The 20,288-nt window shown below is 67.9% G+C and carries 12 protein-coding genes; 5 read left to right on the top strand and 7 right to left on the bottom strand.

Going from position 1 to position 20,288, the window contains the following annotated elements; all coding sequences use genetic code 11:
* Positions 1-100 precede the first annotated feature (100 nt).
* Entirely contained in the window at positions 101-1,915 is a 1,815-nt protein-coding gene (locus tag AB0873_RS18365; protein ID WP_366600907.1) for a hypothetical protein, read from the top strand.
* A gap of 26 nt (positions 1,916-1,941) precedes the next feature.
* Here AB0873_RS18365 and AB0873_RS18360 read toward each other — a convergent pair whose 3' ends face one another.
* Genes AB0873_RS18360 through AB0873_RS18345 form a run of 4 tightly spaced genes read right to left on the bottom strand, consistent with a single transcriptional unit; the run spans position 1,942 to position 8,776 of the window.
* The gene (locus AB0873_RS18360) at positions 1,942-5,037 is read right to left on the bottom strand and encodes a helicase-related protein (protein WP_366600906.1); all 3,096 of its coding nucleotides are present in this window, start codon (positions 5,035-5,037) and stop codon (positions 1,942-1,944) included.
* The gene (locus tag AB0873_RS18355) at positions 5,034-6,785 is read right to left on the bottom strand and encodes a phospholipase D family protein (RefSeq protein WP_366600905.1); all 1,752 of its coding nucleotides are present in this window, start codon (positions 6,783-6,785) and stop codon (positions 5,034-5,036) included. The genes AB0873_RS18360 and AB0873_RS18355 overlap by 4 nt, the downstream gene beginning before the upstream one ends.
* Entirely contained in the window at positions 6,772-8,007 is a 1,236-nt protein-coding gene (locus AB0873_RS18350) for a DUF6361 family protein (RefSeq protein ID WP_366600904.1), read from the bottom strand. The genes AB0873_RS18355 and AB0873_RS18350 overlap by 14 nt, the downstream gene beginning before the upstream one ends.
* 13 nt (positions 8,008-8,020) lie before the next feature.
* Positions 8,021-8,776: a DUF429 domain-containing protein gene (locus AB0873_RS18345; RefSeq protein ID WP_366600903.1), complete on the bottom strand. Its 756-nt coding sequence runs from the start codon at positions 8,774-8,776 to the stop codon at positions 8,021-8,023.
* Between the two features lie 909 nt (positions 8,777-9,685).
* Here AB0873_RS18345 and AB0873_RS18340 point away from each other — a divergent pair.
* The 3 genes from AB0873_RS18340 (at position 9,686) to AB0873_RS18330 (ending at position 15,843) form a co-directional block, all read left to right on the top strand.
* Complete coding sequence (locus AB0873_RS18340; protein WP_366600902.1) at positions 9,686-10,882, top strand: TerB family tellurite resistance protein; 1,197 nt, start codon at positions 9,686-9,688, stop codon at positions 10,880-10,882.
* Entirely contained in the window at positions 10,872-12,287 is a 1,416-nt protein-coding gene (locus tag AB0873_RS18335; protein WP_366600901.1) for a hypothetical protein, read from the top strand. Before AB0873_RS18340 ends, AB0873_RS18335 begins: the two co-directional genes overlap by 11 nt.
* 1,006 nt (positions 12,288-13,293) lie before the next feature.
* Positions 13,294-15,843, top strand: a complete 2,550-nt coding sequence (locus AB0873_RS18330; RefSeq protein WP_366600900.1) for a tetratricopeptide repeat protein — start codon at positions 13,294-13,296, stop codon at positions 15,841-15,843.
* Between the two features lie 943 nt (positions 15,844-16,786).
* Here AB0873_RS18330 and AB0873_RS18325 read toward each other — a convergent pair.
* A complete protein-coding gene (locus AB0873_RS18325) occupies positions 16,787-17,128 on the bottom strand; it encodes a hypothetical protein (RefSeq protein ID WP_366600899.1) in 342 nt (113 codons plus the stop codon).
* A gap of 548 nt (positions 17,129-17,676) precedes the next feature.
* On the opposite strand from AB0873_RS18325, the gene AB0873_RS18320 reads away from it, so the two are divergent.
* A complete protein-coding gene (locus AB0873_RS18320) occupies positions 17,677-17,901 on the top strand; it encodes a winged helix-turn-helix domain-containing protein (RefSeq protein WP_366600898.1) in 225 nt (74 codons plus the stop codon).
* A 390-nt stretch (positions 17,902-18,291) separates the two neighbouring features.
* On the opposite strand, the gene AB0873_RS18315 is transcribed toward AB0873_RS18320, so the two are convergent.
* Positions 18,292-19,818 (bottom strand): RICIN domain-containing protein, encoded by a 1,527-nt coding sequence (locus tag AB0873_RS18315; RefSeq protein ID WP_366600897.1) that lies wholly within the window; start codon positions 19,816-19,818, stop codon positions 18,292-18,294.
* A 376-nt stretch (positions 19,819-20,194) separates the two neighbouring features.
* Positions 20,195-20,288: hypothetical protein (locus AB0873_RS18310; protein WP_366600934.1), on the bottom strand; the 94-nt coding region annotated here is incomplete at its 5' end.

Below are 20,288 nucleotides of genomic sequence, written 5' to 3'. Positions count from 1 at the left end.
ACTCACCGCTTCCCGCCGAATGCAGCCGTCTCATGATGCGGGGCGACTGCAGAGGTCGGCTTATCCGTAGTGAATTCCTCCCGGGAGGAGGTCGAGCTTGATGGGACAGTCGGGCGTTGGCGCCGCCGTGCCGCCGCCGGAAGTGCGGCGCATCGCCTCGGAGGCTGAGGCCAGCGAGCTCGCGCACTGGTTGTTGATGCCCGGGCGGCGGTGGCCGGTCGTGGTGCTGACCATTCCGGGGGAGCACGACGAGCCGTTCGGTGATCCGGACGAAATCAAGCAGGCGGTCGGTGACCTTGCCGAGGTCGTGCTGATGCCCACGAGCGACATCTCGTGGGCGTTCTCGCGGGTGATGCCGGCCATGACCCAGGTGTACGGCGGCGCGGGTCGCGTGTACCCGGTCGACCATGCCTGGGTTTCCGACCCTCAGCGCAGCCGGCTGCGATTCGCCTACTCGCCGCACGACCGCAAACGCATCACCGATCAGTTGATCAGCGACGCGCTGCAAGCAGCCATGGCAGCCGGACTGGTCGAACCCCGCTCTCGTCCAGGAGCGCAGCAACGCTCCGGGCGGGTGCAGGGCCTCATCGGGTCGCGAGCGCTGGTCATGTTCGACGACATGTCCGTGGCGACGGTGTGGGAAGAGCTGACCGTTCCGGGCGTTGCGCTTGATCGGGTGCTGGCCAAGGGGCAACAGGTATGTGGCAGCTACGACCCGGAGTCGCGGCGGCTGGACCTGCGGGCCGCGCTGCGTTTCGCCGATGCCGCAAGCGCCCAGAGCGGCGTTCGAGAGGCGTATCAGGCTGGTGATGTCGTTCTGGCCGAGGTGGTGGCCGTGGCTGACGAGATCGTCACCGTGCGGTTGTTGCCCAGCCTTTCAGTCGAGATCGGCCGGGAGGCGGTCACCAGCAATCAGAAGGACACCCTGGTTGGCTTGTTCAGCGTCGGGGAAGTCGTCGCCTGCCGCCTCGTTGTGGTCGAGCCGCTGCGGTTGCGGTTGGACGACATCGACGACGAGGAGGTGCCGAAGCCACCACCGAGCCTGCTGCCGGGTGGGCCTCCGTGGTTGCGCCTGCCCGAGCCAGAAACGCAACCCCAGGCTGCAGGTCCGCCCCCGTCATCGTCCCCGAAGGTTGCGCCGCCGTTAGGGGACCTGCCCAGCGTCGTGCCTCGACAGCCGACGCCGTTTGACCTGGCCCAACGCCTCTCCCCGTCGCAACCGACCGCGATGGCCCGACGGGCGGATGCGATACCCGCGGCAGACCAGGCGCGGGTCCTGCAACTGAGCAATGAACTCGCGGCCGAGCGGGCGACCCGGAAGGCCCTGGCCGGCGAACTGGCGGGTCTACGCGCTCGGGCCGGGGAATTGGAGGCCGAGCTCGCACAGGCAACCCGCACCATCGAACAGCTCCAGACCCGCTACCGCGGCGCCGACCTGGCTCGGCAGCGCCTAGGCAAGCAGCTCAGGAGCGCACAGGGCCGCGTCGACCAGACAGCCGGCGTGCAGGGCCCGCTGTTCCTCGATCGAGAGGAACAGTTCCGTTACGAGGTCACCTGTGAGTGGGCGCAGCGCATTCCCGCCGCCGAGAAGGCCGACAAGCCCCTCGCCAAGTACACGCTGGCCGCTGGCTTCCTCGACTCCGTGGAACAACTTGAGGGCATCAGCCGGGCAAAGGTCGTCGCCGTAGTGGTCGAGGTGCTCACAGGTCAGGCGCAGCACCTCCCCGGGCGCGACGCGCACCCACTACGCACCGGCGACGCGGGCAGCCCTTACGTCCGCCGCTCCGACGGCGCGATCTGCTGGCGGGTGGCGCTACAGCGAGAATCAGCCGCCGCTCGCCGGCTGCACTACTGGCGCACCCAGGACGGCTACGAACTCTCCCGCGTCGCCCTTCACGACGACTACCGTCCCTGATGATCAAATGGGGGCGCTCATGTCCCTCACGGCCGGTTATCTTCCGGCTTGGGGCGCAGATCAAGGATGTCGGGCACGCCGACCTCGCCGGGGGCGTGCCGTTGCAGGAGGAGTAGCAGGTCCTCCTGCCGGGGCTGGCCGAACGCCAGCCGGTACCTCACCAGGTCCGCTTTGAGTCGGTCGAACCTTGCCTTGTCGCGGCTGAGTGGATAGGGCAGGACATGCCGTTCAATCTTCGCAGAACCGGGGAACACCCAGTACGGGGCGAAGTCGCCCAATTTCCCGGAGTTGGCTCGGGCGGCGTCGTACAGGGCTTTCCACACGTCGGGCTCGGGGGAGCGCAGGGCGTCGGCGCGGTGTGCGGCGGCGATGTTGCGGCGTACGGCGTGCCCGCCGAAGCGGTGCACCCGGCCCTCACGCTGTTCGAAGTCGACGGGGTTGGCGGGAGTGTTCCAGTGCACGACGGCCGAGCACCACTGGTGGAAGTCGATGCCTTCTTGGCCTGCGCTGGTTGTGGCGACGACGAACGGCCAGAACGGGCTGTTGAAGGCCCGGCGCACGGCCACCTTGCGGTCGACCTGGGACTGTTCTTCGCCGCGGCCGCCGTAGCGAAGCGCGAACCGGCCGGGCAGCTTGATCGGCTGACCGGGGTGGTGCGGGTCGAAGGCGACGTACGTCGACGGGCGGCTCGCGATCGCTTGCCGCGCCTCTTCGGCGAGGTCGTACAGCCCGTCGTCGTCCAATCGGGTGTCGGACGCGGTGCTGCGCAGCGTGTGCATATGCTCGTCGAGGACGGCCTGCAGGCCCCCGGCGGCGCAGTACCGGAGCACCGCCTGCCAGTAGACCTGGCCCATCGCCAGGCCGTCGAGCAGTTGCGCGGTTTCCGGCCGGTTGAACAGGGAGCGCAGCCCGTTTGCCAGGTGCGCGGCGGCCCGCCAGTGCCCTTCCGGCGTGACGGCGCTGTCGGGGTGGGTCAGCCGGGACAGCGCCCGCCAGGCGATGTTGCCGGGGCCGTGCAGACCGATCGCGGCGACGTTGTCGAGCAGCCTGTCGAGCTGGCCTACGGTCGGGTGGGCGGCCTGGCTAGCCAGTTCGCGGGCCAGGGCCACGTGCCGGTCCAGGCCGGTGACCGGACCTTCCCCGTCGGCGGAGGCCCCCAGGGCTCCGGCCGCGTCCTCGACGCCGGGATCGGCGCCGGGCCACCGGAAGATCAGTTCCCACGGCTCGGCGGGGTTCGCTGCGGTGGGCGCCACCTCGGTGGCGGCGTGGGCCCGGAGACGTTCCCGGATCTCCCGCTCGAACACGTCCAGGGGTACGGTCTCGTCCGGCCGCTGCCGCGCCAGGGCCAGCGGGTCGCAGAGCGCGGCGAGGGCGGGATGCGGCCAGAAGAGCGCGAGGACGCTCATCGCCGCCGGGCGACCCTGCTCCACGCGGTAGTCGAGGTGCCGGTGCCCCTCCCCGGGGCGGCCCAGCCGGCGTTCCGCCTCGTAGCTGAGCAGCCCCGCCACCGCGGTGGGGGTGGCATTCCAGGAGGAGAACAGCAGCCGCTTGGTGATGCCGTCGCGCGCCGCCGGCGCGAACGGCTCGCCCAGCGCGTGGTGGGGCAGGGACGGGGGCAGCCACAGTAGCTGCCACCAGCCCCGGTCGACCGTGTCCGCGGCGAGCTGCCGCAGCCGGCCGTTGCCGAGATTGACCGGCTCTCGCCGGCTGATCGCGCCAGCGTCGAGCAGCTGCGCGGAGGCCAGCAGCGTGGGCACCTCGGGATGTGGCTGGCCGTCGAGCGCCGCCCGGACCTTGTGGCCGAGCTGATAGCCGTCGAGGAAGTTCAGAAAGTACGGTGCGGACTTCCAGTATTCGACGGTCATCGGGGCACCGACGGCCTTGGCAATCTTGCGCATCGCTATGTAGCTGCGCACGTCGCGGGCCTCGAGATCGTCGGCGGGGCTGAGGTATTCGCGCAGCATCCCGTCCTGGCCGAGCAGGGGCCGTTCGGTGCGGCACATGAAGCGGAGCAACAGGCCGCGAAGCCAGTCGCGCAGGTCGCCGCAGGACTCGCCGCGTACCAGCGCGTCCCGGTACGCCTCGAACGCCTTCGTCACGTCCGCGTGCCAAGATTCGTCGTCGCTGAGGAAGCGCAGCACCTGCCGGAAGTCGGCGTAGTGGTCCTCGCCGGCGGCTGCCTCCTCGGCGAAGGTGAACGGCTTGTACGGGGTGGCCGACAGCAGCAGCACCCGGGCGGCCCGGTAGTCGAACAGGTGCCGGGCGAGCTCGGCACCTTCGCCGCCGTTCGGGTCGAGCAGCTCCCGGAAACGCTGGAACTCGTCCAGGATGATCAGGTCGGGTTCGAGGACCTCGACGCCGGCGGTGGCCAGCGCCGTACGGAGATCGCCGGTGAGCTTGCGGGCGTTCTCCCGCAGTGCGTCGGGGAGGGCGGGGCGCCGGCCGATGCCGTCGAGCAGCGAATCGAAGTCGTCGAGCAGGCCTCGCTTTCGGGCCCGGCGCAGAAACTCGCCGGTGATTGTCGGGTCGAGTTTCCCGTCCAGGTGGTCCCACAGCCGGTCGCATTGCTCCTCGAACCGTTCGGGCGACGCGACGCCCGCCTGCAATGCCCGCAGCGCGGCCCGAGTCCGCCAACCGTTCCAGGAGCTCGCCTGTTCGAGGATCAGGAACAGCAGCGCGCGCTCTTCCGCCGTACCGGTGCGCCAGCCTTGGTCGAAGGAGGTGCCGGGGGTGAAGGCGACCAGGTTGATCGGTTTGCCGGCGGCGGCGGTCTGGGCGTTGAGCTTGTCCGTATGTTTGGTGAGCAAGGTGAGCCGGCTGGACAGGGTGACGGTCTCGTCGGGGGTGACCCGAAGCCGGCCGATGTTCTGCCGCGCCACGTCCTGATTGGAGCAGACGTAGATGACGTCGACCCGCTCCACGCTGTCGTCGTCCTGCAGCCGCTGCAGGGTCTCCGCGATTACGCCTCGGGCGACGACACTCTTGCCGAGCCCGGTCTCGTCGGCGACCAGGAACCGGCGGGTCGGATCAGCGCCGAAGTACCGATCGATGACGTGCGCGACGGTGGCGCGCTGGAAGTCCTTCAAGCCGGCCATGACCGGGCCAGCGTCGTACCGCTTCACGCGCTCACCGCCTCCGTCATCGCGTCCCGCGCCTGCCTGATGACTCCCCACAGCTCGACGAAGCCGGGCGGAAGCAGCCGCTCGCTGTCACCGCCGGCTTCGATGCGGGTGACCAACCGGGCCAGGTCGTCGAGCTGCTCTGGCCGGTCGACGAGAGCATTCATCAGCAGCTCGAGGATCCCCGTGCCGCTGGTGCGCCAGGTGCCGTGTCCGCCGGCGTCGCCGCTCACCGCGGCGGCAGCCTCGGTGCCCAAACCGAGCATTAGCAGCAGGAACCGCAGGAACTTCTCCGGCGTGTCGATCTGCTGGGCGATGACATGGTCGAGCCGGTGCGCGGGATCGCCGACCAGGGTGGCGAGGACAACGGTCTGTTCCCGGCCGGTGCTGTCCTCCGCGGTGATCACGACGAACGGGGTTATGTCGACCAGAGCAAGGCCGCTGAACGCGGCGTCCACCGGCTGTCCCGGCGCAAGCACGGCCGCCTCACCGCGGCGGGTGTGCAGCTGCGCGGTGATCCGCACGCCCGGCGCATCGGGCAGGGAGTCCTCAGAGGTGAGCCGGATCCGGTAGCCGTCGGCCTCGGACGTGACGGTGGCCGACAGCGGGATGGCCGCGATGTCGCGGACCAGATCGCGAAGGTCGGCCGCGTCAGGCTCTGGTTCGGTGACGTCGTGGCGTTCGTAGGGTTCGAGAATCTCCCGGAATCCCGCCCCTGGGCCTAGGAGTGCGTCGATGCCGTACTGGGTACGGCCACCGACCAGCTCCACCAGCAGCTCGACGTTGCCGCCGAACGCCGCATCGGTGGCGTTCGCGGAGCCGAGCAGGACCCGTGCCTGCTGACCTTTCTCCACCACGTACACCTTCGCGTGCAACCCGCTGAGCACCTCCTGCCCAGACGGCGACCCCTCCGCCGGTAAACCGGCCAGGGCGTTGACCACCAGCACCTCGGATCCGGCCAGGCTCTCGTCGGGCAGGCAGTCGAGCGTCTCCTGCCTGCTCACCAGCGCCAGCTGGCCGCTCGGTGCGCACCGGTCCAGACCGCCTGGGGTACAGAACGGCGAGATGACCAGGTGACGCGTGCCGTCGAAGTCCGGCGGACGAGCACGGGGCACCCCCAGCGCATGAAAGAACATCTCCCGCGCGCCCTCGGGATACTCCCACTCGGCCCGACGCAGATCCTCGCCCAGCGCCTCGATCGCCGCCCGCCGGTCTGCCGGCAGTGGCGCGACCGTCAGGTGCAACGTGTGCTGCACGAGGCCGAACAAGGGCTTGTTGCCCGCCACCCGGCGAGTGCCCGGGTTACCGTCCAGGCGCAGGCACACGTCCCAACTGCGATCCTTGGTCAGGTTGCGGCTGAGTACCAGCAGCCGCAGCGACGTCTCGCCGGTCGTCTCGTCGTGGAAGCGCAGCGCCCACAGCTTCGGGTGGAAAAGGTGACCCGCCCTGGGCCGGCGCACCTGGTGCACCATCGGCTCGACGAACGCCAACAGCGCCGACTTCGTCGGTGGCACCACGATCTGCCCCGTCTGACAGAACACGTCGATGCGGTCGGCGCAGTGCCGTACGCCCTCCATGACCGCGATCGGGTCCGTCGATTCACGCAGACCGTGCGCGGCGAACGCCAGGGGGGTGACCAGCAGACTCTCCAGGTCCAGGGTGAACGTCAACGCCACGGCCCGGGACAGCTGCGCGCCCGGCGGTGGGCGCAGCGCGTCGAGCAGCAACGAGCGGGAATCAGGCGAGAGCACCGGCAGCCTCCGGCAGGTTGGCGACGCAGCCATCGTGGATGTCGGTAAGGATCCGGCGCACCTGCGGCCAGCGGAACACCAGCTGCCGGCTGCCCGACGCGCCACTCCACGTGCGCAGCAGCTTGTCGTTGACCAGCCGCGACTGGCCCTTCTTTACCGACCGTTCCCGCTCGGCCACGAGGTTTCGCAAGCTCTGGTCGGTGGCGGCGTCGCCCGCGGCGCCGCTGGTTACCGCGTCGAGCCATCGGTCGATGAACCGGCGTGCTGCGGCATTCGTTGCGATCCGCGGATTCTGCTGAATGAGCCGACCCCACATGCCCGATCGGTCCCAAGCCTTGAGTCCGTGTTCCGCCGTCACCCGATCGCTCCACCCCAGCAGCGCGTCGCGGTAAAAGGCCACCGGCTGCTCGTGCTCGGTCAATCCGGCCTTCTCGTACCGCTCTGCGATGAGCAGGTTGTACAGCAACGCCGCGCCGTGGATCGCCAGCGAGAACAACGCGGCATCCCGCACCAACGAGCCGATCGGCTCCGGCGCGGCCAGTGCTGCCGACTCATTCCACGGCGCCTCGCTGTCTGAACCGGGGCGATGCTCGGGCTCGAGAAGGTACGCCAACAGCGTGCTCGGTGCGGCAGCAAGGATTCGCTCGCGCAGCCAACGGGCCTCGTCCGGATGCAGCCGCAGCCCACCCACGACCTCGTTCGGGAACTTCCCCGGTGCCGCTGGCAGGGTCGGATGCCAGGTTCCGCTCGACCGCTCGGTCAGCTCGTCGGCCTCAACCAGACCGGCCGCCAACCGTCGATCGGATTCGGTGTTGTCGTCGCCAGTGCGGATGCCGTACCGCAGCAGTGCCGCCGCATAGATGCTCGACGGTAACGTCCGCACCCCGACACCGGCCCGTCGGCCGATCACACCCTCAGTGTCGTCGCCGCGCAACAGGGCGTCGATCACCTTCCGCTCGTTGCGCTCGACCTGCGCGGCGAGGCGCTCACCGCGCAGCCCACGCCGCTGCGCCTCCTGATAGCACCACGGCACGATCAGCAGGTACCGAGCCCGGGTCTGGATAACGGAAGTACCCGGAAACAGCAGGTCGCTGAACGCGTCCCGGACCTGGCCGATGCCCAACTCGTCCCGGCTCTCCGTGTCGCTGAAGAGCTTGAGTAACTCGCGCATGCGCTGCTGATCGTCGCGAGAACTGTCCAGCCAACTCAGTCCTGAAGCCATGGATGCCCTCCGCTCACGCTCTTGCGGCATCGACAAGGCCGCTGGGAGGACAGGTAGGCAGAGCGATCCACCCCTCGGAACGCGCGATGACCCGCTGCTCTTCGTCCGGGCGGGTGGCCTTGCCGATCGCAGCGGAACGGGCAACCAACGCCGCAATCACCGAGTCGAACGCGTCGTGGCTGCGCCGGACCAGCGCCTCGAACGCCCCCAGCTCCAGCCAGGGCGTCGCCCCGCACAACGCCGTCACGAGGTCGACGTGCTGGACATGCTGACCTCGTCCCTTGTAACCACGGTGCGTCAACCCCCAGCCGCTTAGGGCCGCTGCCGGGTACACCTCGACGATCTTGCCGTCGCCGCAGCGGTCGACATCCTGCCCAGCGGCGGCCAGCATCGACAGGAGCCCTGCGCAGCGGAACGCCGTGTGTCCGATGCGATCCGCAGCCACACTGAGCGGAACGATGCCCGTCTCCTCGCGCACCACCTCGTCAGTCTGCCGATAGGCCAAGCGGCGCCGCCACCCTGCACCCCCGCCGTCGCCAGCGGTAACGTGGCCGGACTGGTGGGCCGTAACGAGCGCGACGAAAGGTTCCGGCCAACCGAGCGGGCAATCCAGCCCGATCTTGTCCGCGTCCGGGCTCGCCTCAACGATCCGAGCGTCGCTGACGTCGAGGACCAGGTCCCGCACCACCGCGCGGTCCGATAGCCACTCGACCATGGCCATCGCCGTACGCTCGTCTGCGGCTGCCAGGTCAACGCCGAGGGTTAGCACCGCACCACTCTAGGTGCGTCGGGCTCGGTTGAATATGATCCGAATCGATGGTCGCCGCGAGACGTTCAGCTGCACATGAACGCCGCTGTGGTTTGCCGCGAACGAGCTGTACGACAACATCATCGTGCTGCCCGGCGAACGCCAGACGGCACCCTCGTCGCCGTGTCGCGACTGCCAGGTGACCTGCGGCCAAGATCGCGAGGGAGCGGCCTGTGGGGCTCTGGCGCGTGGCCATCTGTGATGATGGCGTGGTGAGCGTCGGCGGGGCTCCGCTCAGCCGACTTGCCGCAGAATGGCGTGAGATGTGCGTCCGCCAGGTGCGCGACAGGGACACCGTCCTCGAGCAAATGGTCGTCTCACCCGCCCGCAGCGCGCCGGTCGCACTCTGACTCGGTGAGCAGCTCACGAGCCTTCGAAGGGGTCCATCACACCACGAGCACCGCGCCGAAGAAGCCGGGCACCTGGCCGGCGTCGCTGGAGGGCAGGGTGAGCAGGACCGGCGGTCCAGGAACCGGTTGGCCTGCAAAACGAACGTCTCGGAGGCGACGCTGCAGCAGTGGCAGGCGGCTCCGTGCAGGGAGTCCTCCGGGTCCGGCGGCGTGCTGCCGGCGCAGACCGGGTCCGACGAGCACCTGGCGGCGCGGTGCGTGGCGAGGTGACGAGGCCGACCAAGCGCGACAGCTCACTGAGCGCGACGAGCCCGCAGAGGGTGCCCTCGCATCAGAAGCCGTGGTGCAGATGAGCACGGCGGCGGCACGGCTCCGAGTGGCTGGCTAGGCATAGAGGCGCTCGGCGAGGTGGCGGCGCCATAGCCGTAGGGCATCGAAATTTGGCCGATGAGGACATGGGCTAGGGCCGCCGGGAGGACGTCGTCTCGTCGGTGGTCACCGATAGCCTCTCGCCAAAGACGTGAAAGGGATCGCGATGGACCTTCGTGAAGTTGGGCTTGGACGGCTGAAGGGCGTCGCCGACGCCGCTGGACGGATGGTTGCCGACAGCACGAACGTCGCGAGGCAGCTCGTCGCCGATGCTGCTGGCGATGCACAGGAGAAAGTGAAGCAGTCCGCCGAGCAGGTGATGGCGAAGGTCGAAGAAGTCAAGGACGGCCTGTCGGCCTGGTCGTCCCGCAACCCCGCCGATTTCGGCGACTTGTCCGCGCTCAGCGCCGACGGGAAGTTGCTCTACTGCCGGGTGTTGGTGAGCTTGGCGCTGGTCGACGGCCTCCTCGATCCTCGCGAGATCGCGAATCTGTACTTGTTCGCATCGACGATTGGCCTCGACGGCGAAGCGCGATCGGAGTTGCGCAGGGACATCACTGGGGCGCAACGGGATGCAGCGAGCGGCGCAGGGGTTCTCGACGCCACGGTGGAGCTGTCCAGGGAATTGCGTGACCTCCTCGAGGAGGACCAGCGCGAGCCAGTGTTCACGGTGCTGGTGCGCGACCTGGTGCGAATTTCGCGTGCTGACAGGCATGCTGCGGACGCCGAGCGCGAGCGAATCGTGCTGGTCGCCGGACTCGTGTTCGCCGAGTCAGCCGACAAGGTGGTGGAGGCAACCGAACGGTTCGTGATCACCGAAGAGGACTTCGCTTCCGGCAAGATCACGACCAGCCAGCTGGAGACCACCACCAAGGACATCGCCGCCAAAGCGGCTGCGTTCGGCGCCCCGATCGCCGCGATCAGTCTCGCTGGCAGCGTCACCGGCCTCAGCGGAGCGGGAATCACCTCGGGTCTGGCGGCCCTGGGGTTCGGCGGCCTGCTGGGCCTGAGCGCGATGGCCACCGGGATCGGCACGGTCGTAATTCTCGGCGTCGCGGTCCATCAGGGGACGCGTTGGGTGCTGGCCACCAACGAGCGTGAACGAGAGAATCGGCGCGAGCATCTGATTCAGCAAGTCATCAAGAATCACCAGCAGGCGATGGCCGAGCTCACCGATGACATCGCGGGGCTCGCTCGACGGATGGAGGCCTACCTCACCCAGACCACGAGGAACGAAGAGCGACTGGCCGCGCTCAGGGCTGAGTTGGCCGCCTTCGAGCTGGCCCTGGTGAATCTGCAGACCAGTCAGGAGGCCTTCGAACGGCGGGAGCCGCTCAGTGTCGGGTGACCAGCTCTCGGCTGCCGCCGCTGTCGTGGCTTACCAGGCCGTCACGCTGACCGAACTGCGTAACCTGTTCGACCAGGTTGAGTTCGACCTCAAGGATGTCCTCGAACGCGAACGTCGCGTCAGCGACACCCTGGACTCGGTCGATTCCGAGTTCGACGCGGTGCGCGCCCGCCTCCACGCAATGGGCCTCCTCGTACCAGCCCCCGAGTCCCCGTCGAGCGCAGCGACCACCGTGAGTGTCCAAGCACCGAGCAACCCCCGTTACGCCGTGCCCATCGTCCCGACTGATGACGACTTCGATCAGCTCGTCAGGCTTGCCGAAGCCCGGTTGGATCTGCTGGGTATCGATCTGACCCGGGACCCGCTCCAACAGGTTCTTCCCTCCAGCCAGATAGCTCGCAGCCTGCGCAGCTACGCCGAGGAACATGGCGACGTCAGCTGGGACAAGACCGACTGGACAGTCGTCCTGGTTGCCGGAGCCCTCGCGACCCTCCTTGACATCATCCTCGTCCGCATCCCCCAGGACTCCACCTTCCTCGGCAAGGAGCAGGCGGGCTCGCCCCTCACCACGTGGCTCAAGGACCGTGACCGCGCACAAGACATCCACGCCCGATTCCTCAAGAGGTTCGAGAAGCTCGCCAAAGTACCCTACGACGCCCCCACCACGAAGGCCACCGGGGGCCTCGTCAGCGGCATGCGGCCGGCTACCCACCGGCTCCAGAGCCTCGGCCGCGATCCGGCCCTGGGTTTCCTCTACGGCGTGGCAGATCTCATGCACGGCACCGGCACCTACATCGACAAGGCAGGGCAACTGATCCAGGTCGCCACCGACGCCACCCCGATCGACCTGATCAACGCTCTCATCACTCAGGTGCGCCATCTTCTCTCGGACGTCTACACTTCTGCCGGCCTGCAGCCCCCGTTCTTCAGCCTGCTTCAACTCGGACAGATCAATTCCCCATTCGCATTAGGCCCCTCCGGCGTCAAGGTGCCCTGGACCGACGTCGCCCGCTACATGTATACGAACGGCTACGACCTGCGCCACTTCTTCACAATGGGCATCACGCCTGGCGTCGTGTCCGCGATCATCCGAGGGTACTGGCTTCTCAAAAGCTACGCCACCGGCGGTACCGCACCGCAACGGAAACTGGAGCACGCCAAACTCACGTCCATGCTGCTGCTCGGGCACACCATCGCCACCTCAGGCACGCTTCTCAAGACCGGGCTACTGTTTGGCATGAACCCGGCTGCCCTCAACTACAACCAGATTCTCGCCATGGCCCCCGCCACCATCGCCTGGTTCAACGAAGCCATCGCCCGCGACCATCGCATCAGCCAAGCGCTGGAGAAGGAATGGGAATTGCTCCTCACCGAATCCGAGGGGCAATCGGGATCAGCGAGCTGAGTCACGAGTCTGAGCAGACTGTCAATCTGACTGTCTTCACACCGGCCTTCATCTAAAGTCCCGCACAGGTCCAGGCAGCCGAGCCTGTCGGTCCCCAGCGAGTCGCCCCGCACGCGCGGGGGCCACCCCTCGTCGTTCACACTGATGCAGTCCGGCCGGGGCGTCGTCCTCGTACGCGGCTTGCCCGTCCATGCTGACCATAATGGACAGCGCGCTCGGGTCGTCCCCGCACGAGGAGCGGCCACCCGACAGATTCTGCTGGTGCAGCCGCCGACACGTACGCCTTCAGGTCGGGAGGTGGTGCTATAAGACATGACCAGGCGCGGTGTAGGGGAGGGTGTCGCCTGCGTCAGCGTGCTGGCGCGCCGCGCGGACTCGGGCTACGGCGCCTCCGGCGGGGGCGCTCCGGCTCCAGGATGGCGTAGGCCGTCTGCGGCCGCCGGCTCCGTGGTGGTGGCGGTGCGGGATCCTGTCTGCCATCGTCCCGGGCGAGCCGAGCAGGCCGTCGCCCGGCCCGCCAGCGTACGCGCGAGGCGCCGAGGTCCGCGGGCAGTGGCGGACCGGGCGCCGGCCTGCTCCCCGGAGGGCGGGTCGATGGCAACAGCGGATCGTGGTCTGCCTCCCAGCCGACGAGCTGACCGCGGCGGTGCTGCGCCGCCTTATCGAGCCGCTGCGCCTGATGGCCGCTCAACTCGCCAGAGTCCGGATCAGCCACTCCAAGATTGCCCGGGTAGCGCCGGACAGGACGCCACTGATCGCTGCGGAAGTGTGGTCGCGTTCGGTCTTGCATGGGCGGGGCCGCCTCTTCATGTGACTCCTCCAGACGAATCGTTGGTCGGCAGTGCTGTTCGGCGCCGGAATGCCATCACGATTCGTGGCGCCGACCGGATCCGGCAGCAGTCCCGGACAGATCCGGACGCCGACTAACCGGATTTCGAGGTGACGGCGGGCGATCCCGTACGCTGTCCGAAGCATCCGACGGTCGCTGCCGGATCCGGGGAGATGGATGGGACCAGAGGAGATTCAGACCCGCCGCGAGCTCGCCGATCGCCTCGACGCGCTGCGGATAGCAGCCGGGTTGACCTACCCGAAGATCGAACGACTGGCTCGCAGTGGATCAACGAACTTGGCGAAGTCCACGGTGCACGATATGTGTCGTGGGAAGGTCGTGCCGGAAGAGAGCTCGCTGCTGCAGTTCCTCCAGATGTGCGGCGTCCCTCCGTCCGGGACCAGGGAGTGGCTTGGTGCGCGCCATCGAGCGTTCACGGCCGAAGAGCCCGGGCGATGGCGGATGCCGCGGGTCCGGGATGCGCGGCCACGCCTGATCGGCGTGCACAGGGCTATCGAGATTCCGGGTGCCGAGGGTGAATTGCCGAGCTACGTCCTGCGCGACCTGGATGCGCGCCTGCGTGCCTCGATCCGGGCCGGCTCGGAGGGGGCGGGCAGATTCCTGCTGCTCGTCGGACCTTCGTCCGTCGGCAAGACGCGATCCGCGTTTGAAGCGCTGCGTGCCGAAGTTCCGGACTGGTGGATATTCCATCCGGCTGATGCGGCGGAGTGCGCTACGTTCGCTGCTGAACCCGTAGCACGCTCGGTCGTCTGGCTGGATGAGATCCAGCGCTATCTGGCGGGCGGCCTGTCGCCGGACACGGTGCGCCGGTTGCAGGCCGACAAGGGTCCGCTGCTCGTGATCGCGACACTCTGGCCGGACCTGTTCCACTCTATGAAGAGCGCTGCCGGCGATGGCCAGCAGGTCCTGGACCTCGCTGAGACGTTCATGGTCCCGCCGGAGTTCTCTCCGTCGGAGCGAGACCGTGCCGTGGCCAAGGCGGCTGCCGACCCCCGGCTGGCCGCTGTCATTGACTCCGAATACGGGTTGACCCAGGCCCTTGCGGCCGGACCCGAACTGATCGGGCGGTGGGAGGGCGCACCGGATCCCTACGCGCGTGCGTTGCTCACCGCGGCGATCGACGCTCGGCGTATGGGCATCTGGTCACCGCTGTCGGCGGAGCTGCTGCGCACGGCCGTGCCGGATTACCTGTCGGCCGGGCAGCGAGCGCGGGCCACCAGCGATTGGTTCGAAGTTGCGCTGCGGTACGCGATGGAAGAAGTGCGTGGCGCTGCGTCGGCGCTAACCCCGTCGAGCACGGGGATGGGGACGGCGACGGGTTACCACGTCGAGGACTTCCTCTTCGATCATGCGAGGCGCGTTCGAGAGGTGAGCGTCCCACCGGAGTCGGCCTGGCTCGCTTATCGGACGTGCGTTACCAATGGAGAAGAACTGGTCCGGGCGGCCCACCTCGCGCGCCGCCGAGGTCTGTTCGAGCATGCCGAACATCTCCTACGAGCGGCCGTCGCGGCTGGATACGCACGCGCTCGCCATGAGCTGACCGAGCTGCTGCGCGGCCAGGGCCGGCTCCGAGAGGTCGAGCAGACGTGGCGGGAGGCCACCCACCTCGGCGAACCCGAGTCGTGGCGTGAGCTCGAAAAGGTTCTCCACGATCTGGGGCGGATTGAGGAAGCCCAAAAGGTGATCTTCGCGGGCGCGGCGGCAGGTGATGAAGTCTTCCGCTGTGTCCTCGCGGAGCTGCTGCGCGAACAAGGCAGGCTCCAAGAGGCCATCGAGCTGCTCCAGAGGACAGCCGATGATGCTTCCTCTCTCGCGACAAACGTCCTGGCAGAGTTTTTGCACGAGGCCGGCAGGACCGATGACGCGGTGCGCCTCCTTTACGGCACGGTCGGTACCTCCGAAGGCGATCCCTACTTTAATCTGGTCCCGTTCCTCCTCCGATTGGGACGAGTCGAAGAGGCGCTTCGGCTTCGGTACGAGGCTGTGGCGGACGACCGGCCATGGACCAGGTCTGAGCTCGTACAACTGCTGAAGGAGCTCGACCGCCTGGATGAGGCGGAGGAAGTCTTGCGAGCGGCCGCCGCTGGTGGGGATGTGGCCGCACGTCTCGAACTGGCCCGATTTCTCACCGATAACGGAGCGGCCGACGAAGGGCTTCGGATCTGGGCAGAGGCACTCCGTGACAACCCTTCATCTGTCAAGGTCACTTCGCTGGCGATGGCCATGCGTGACCATGGCCGCGCCGAAGAGGGGTTGGCGCTGTGCCGCGAGCGATTCGAGGCTGGCGCCCGCGACGCCTGGTTCGGCCTCGTGTGGATGCTGGAGGCTGCAGGCCGCATGGACGAGGCGATGGCAGTTTATGCCAAGGCTCACCGTGCGGAGCCGAACGCCGTTGTCCTGCAATACGCTCGGTTTCTCGATGAACACGGTCAGACAGAGGAAGCACTAAGGATCCTCCGCCAGGCTGCACCAGACGTCCATTCGATGACCCACTATTGGATCGCCCCCTTCCTCGAGAAGCAGGGCGACACGGCGGAGGCGGAGCGACACTGGCGCCTAGCCCTGGCTGCCGGCGCAGGGGAGTCGGCCTTGGACGGCCTCGTCGCCCTTCTTCGCGTGATTGGTCGAGGTGAAGAGGCCGACATGCTCCGTCGTTATGGCGTCGACACCGCCGGCCGGACGAACAGGGTCTGGTTTCAGGAGTAGACGAGACAAAGGGAAGGGTCATGCGGCGAAATCGTCAATACCTGTGTCTACCCGCACGCCCAGCCGCCGCAGCCAGAGCTCTCTACACACGCCTTTGGTTGCATTCCTGGATCCCCGCCAATGGAGAGCGTACGTCGGCGAGTTGGCGGGGGTGATTTCGTTACGGTTACGGCGCCTCCGGCGGGCACTCCGGCTCCAGGCGGGGGAGGCCGTCCGCAGCCGCCGGCGCCGTCGGTGGTGGCGGTGCTTCCTCCTGTCTGCCGTCGACCCGGGCAAGCCGAGCAGACCGCCACCCGGCCTGCCAGCGTACGAGCGGGGCGTCACGGTCCGCCGGGTGAGGCGGGCCGGGCGACGGCCCGCTCCCCGGTGGGCGGGTCGACGGCAGACAGGACAGTTAAGGCGTGTTGGAAGTGCTGTAGCTGCGTTCCGCAGCGCTTGCACGAGCGTTCGGGGCGGGTTTTTGGACGCAGGTCTACCCCACGGCGGAGAGGCGCTAGCTCATGTTCTCCAGCACCTCACCGTCGGTGCGATATCTCACAGCCATCTCACGGACGGTCCGGGAAGGCCCGAGAAGGCTTGGCGTGTCTCGGACCCGACCTGGCCGTTGAGCTGCATGTTCGGCATGAGCCGGTGTCGTCCGGCAGACGCCGGCAGGCACGCTAGTTCTCTGGGGGTCAAGGGGTCGTCGGTTCAAATCCGGCCGTCCCGACAGATGCGAAGCCCTGACCAGCGGAAAATTGCTGGTCAGGGCTTCTTCGAAGGAGGTCTGAACCTCCCCGAAATCCGTGCCACAGCCCTTAGCGAGATGGTCCCGCGTCACGGTCAGGATGACCAGCGGGAGCGCGGTGAAGTCCTGCGTCTTGTACGGCGACAGGTTGGCCAAGCCCTGGGGCTGCCGGCGGTGGACAGAGGGCGCGAACAGCGTCGGCCTCTCGGCTAGCGGTCAGGATGCCGGAGGGGAATCGGCGTGGATGTTGGATGGGGCTTCGGCGCTCTGCACGGCGACACGGACGATGTCGATTCGGCAGTTCGGGGCGGCGTTGTCGGCCGCGAAGGCGATTGTCCTTCCGGCTACGATCGGAGCGGTGGTGACGTCCATGGCCTGGACGTTGACGGTCACCTCGCAGGTGTAGGTGCCAATGTCGCCGGTGACAAGCGGCGTACCGACGCCGCCAGAGCCCTGTAGCCGCAGCAGTTCTCGCTGCAGGCGGGTGACGAACACTGGTAGGGCCATGTCACCGGTCGGGGTGACCCACAAGGTGAGGCTGACATTGAAGGCGTACACGGTGGGCATCCCCTGTTCGCGATTGCGGAGGATCCGGTCGATGTCAGGAGCAACGGCCCCGGCGCGGGTGGTGTGGACCCGAGATCGCTACAGGGGTCGGCTGGGGTGGTGAGTGGCTCGGGCCAGCGGTCATTTGGCCGCCAGCGCGACGACTAGCGAGGTGAATGCCAGGACCAGCAGGACAATGCCACCGAACAACGCGAACGGCCACCACTCTCGTCGCGGTGGTGCGGGTGCCCGTGCCAGCCGGCGCGGCACCTCGGGAACCGTGGGCGCGATCGGATCTTCAGGTCCGGGTGCCTGCCACGGTGGCGGCGGAGCTGAGCGGTAGGACATTTGCTGAGGACTCCTCGCAGAGGCGGGACCGGGAGCCGGGTCCGACCCGACTCCCGGCCGTTGAGCGGGCCCCGTGGCCCTCTGGCGCCAACCCAGGTACACAGGACGGCCGCTCGCCCGTTACGGTATGTGCACTTAGTTCAGTAAGTCAACGGGGAGGTTGAGTGAACGTAGTGCGCGTGATCTCATCGGGGCGCCAACCCAGGAGTGACATGCCCCGACGAATGACCTACCGCCAGATCGCTGATGACATCGCCGCGAGAATCGCCACTGGCGAGTACCCACCCGAGTCGAAGATTCCGTCGTACAGCCAACTGGCCGTCCTCTACAGCGTCTCCATCGCCACCGTGCAGCGCGCCCTGATGGTGCTTCACGCCAAGGGCGTCATCTACGGAGAGCCCGGCAGGGGCGTCTTCGTTAAAGGTCACGACTCATGAGGCGAATCGCGCGAACGGCACATTACGCCGACTCGTGCAACCCGCAAGTCGAGGTATGCCCGTGGGAGCGCGTCACTTCAGGGCGGATGTCGACTCGCCATCAAACCGGCGCAGGCCAGGCGAACGATGTGAGGTGACTTCGTGTTGCGCCATTTGCCCATACAGGCACTCCGACGAGGGTGCGGTTAACCCGTACCTAAACCCGGTCATCCGGCAGCAGGTCATCCCAGCAGACCCAACTGAAGGTTGTAGCGACATCAATCCGGCCACACCGCCGTCAACGGACGGCGGCCCGGGGCGTCCGACGACCTCGCCGACAAGTGGCGCGTCGATATCCGGCGGTGATCCGGTTGTGGGACAACGCCTGGCGATGCCGTCGGGGCGGCGCCGCTACCGTGGATCCGCGTACCAGATCTGTGGCGACAGCGAGTTGCAGAGCCACTGTTGAACGTTCGCTCCCGGCAGTCGGGACCCGCCCGCCACGTCCAGGCAGTGACCGCTGCCCTGGTTGACCAGGGTGTAGTAGCCGCGGCCCACGCCGACGACCCGCCAGTTCTGTCCCCGACTGGAGTCGCACGGGTACTGTGCGACGTTCGCTCCCGGCGCCGTCGATCCGCCGGTCACGCCGACGCACAGGCCGCTGTTTCGGCCTCGTAGTGTGAAGGTGCCGGACTGGCTCGCCCTGAACAGAAAGTCCTGAGGGCCCAGTCGATTGCAGGTCCACACCTGGATGTTGCCGCCCGGGCTCCGCGAGTCGGCGGAAACGTCCAGACAGTTGCCGCCGCCCACGCCGATCAGGCGGTACAGGGCGCCGGACCGTATGCCGTCGGCGGTGCCGCTACCCACGCTCGGTCCGGTCGCATAGTACGGCTTACAGACGCCGTCTGCGGCGTAGTTGGTGGCGATTTCCAGTAGTGCCGTGCCGCTGGCGGTGGGCAGCAGCGCGGAGCTGTAGTTCGGGCAGTAGTTGTTGAACGGGTTCGGCACCGCGACGGGCGCCGGGATCTCGTACCACGGCCCGGTGCCGTTCTCCGTGTTGAGGAACACCGCGTTGCCGTTCTCCGGTGCAACCGACCCGTCCGGCCGGCGCAGGATCTGCCCGACCAGGGCGATCCGGCCGTTGGGCGTGCCGTTGTCGATCCAGGTGATGCTCGGTGTGTGGGCGAAGTAGCGACCGGTGGCGGTACGGACGCGAGTGCCGGCGTTCGCCGGAACGCCCCAGCCGATGCCGTCGATGGAGGTCCGGTAGTACACGGCGCAGCCGTGGTTGGGGCCGCAGATCTCGTAGGTCATGTAGTAGGTGCGGTTCGGTAGCCGGCGGATCATGGCCATCCCCGGTCGTGCGCTCGGGTCCGCGAGTGCCACGACGTTCGTGGGCGTACTCCAATTCACCCCGTCCGAGGACACCGAACGCACCAGCGTCTGGCTGTGCCTGGGCTGTTGCGTCTCATCGGAGAAGATGCAGACGAGTTGCCCGTTGCTGGACATCGTCAGCTCCGGCTCCCACATTCCCCGGTCGTTGCCCGCCGTCGCCACGGTTGTCAGGTAGGACCAGGTGCGGCCGTGGTCGAAGCTCGCCGAGATGCGGGTCTGCATCCGCCTGTTCGGCGTGTCCGCGCCGACCGAACCGGCCCACAGAAGTGTGCCCGCGGGCAGTCGCCCCACGGGAGCGGGCAACTCGTAGATGCTCGCGCAGCACAGCCCCCGGCCGTTCGACGCGGCGGCGTCGGCGACCGTTCCGATCAGGGTGAAACTGGCTCCGTCGTCGCGGCTCTCGTAGATTGCGCCACGACCGTTGTTCCCGGCGAAGGTCACCACGCTGGCGATCACCCGTCCGTTGGCCGACCCGGAGTGCGCCAGCCGGATCGCTCGCGGGTACAGGCCGACACCGTCGCGCAGCAGCGGTGCGGGAACCACCTGAGAGGTCGGGCGGGCAGCGTCCGCGGCTTCGGGCTTCTTTCCGATCGCCGCTGCGGATGGCGGTCCCGCCGCGGACACGGCCGTCGGGGCGGCGACTGGCGCGACCAAGGCAAGCGGCCCCATGACCAGCAGGGCTGCCAGCAGAAGAACTCGCCGGACCTGGGCGCCCCGGCGCCCGCCACAATCTCGCATCACACCGCTCCTATTCACTAGATTTCGTCGTCCTCTGCGGATCGTTCGATGATCAGCGTGCCGCGCCGACCGGAGTCCCGGAGTGGGGCGGCTCGACCGGAGCATGGCCGGCGATGAGCTCGGCGGGTCGTAGCGTCGCGGGTCCCGCCTGGTGGCGGGACCCGTTCGCTGCCGCCGGCGGTCAGGTGGGGAGTGAGCCGCCCCAGTTGTCGGTGCCGAGGGTGCCGTTGTTGTCGTTGAAGAAGCGGTGTGCGAGGGTGCCGTTGGTGGTGCGG

Origin of the sequence: Micromonospora sp. NPDC047707 (genome assembly GCF_040704235.1) — a bacterium.
In the GTDB taxonomy this organism is placed as follows: Bacteria; Actinomycetota; Actinomycetes; order Mycobacteriales; family Micromonosporaceae; genus Micromonospora.
The sequence above is the reverse complement of the archived record's forward strand: the minus strand, read 5'-3'. Positions and strand labels throughout refer to the sequence as shown.

Bases quoted from the DNA above. Each gene is read 5' to 3' on its own strand.
- AB0873_RS18365 (WP_366600907.1), top strand. From the start codon at position 101: ATGGGACAGTCGGGCGTTGGCGCCGCCGTGCCGCCGCCGGAAGTGCGG.
- AB0873_RS18350 (WP_366600904.1), bottom strand. From the start codon at position 8,007: ATGGCTTCAGGACTGAGTTGGCTGGACAGTTCTCGCGACGATCAGCAG.
- AB0873_RS18330 (WP_366600900.1), top strand. From the start codon at position 13,294: ATGGGACCAGAGGAGATTCAGACCCGCCGCGAGCTCGCCGATCGCCTC.
- AB0873_RS18320 (WP_366600898.1), top strand. From the start codon at position 17,677: ATGCCCCGACGAATGACCTACCGCCAGATCGCTGATGACATCGCCGCG.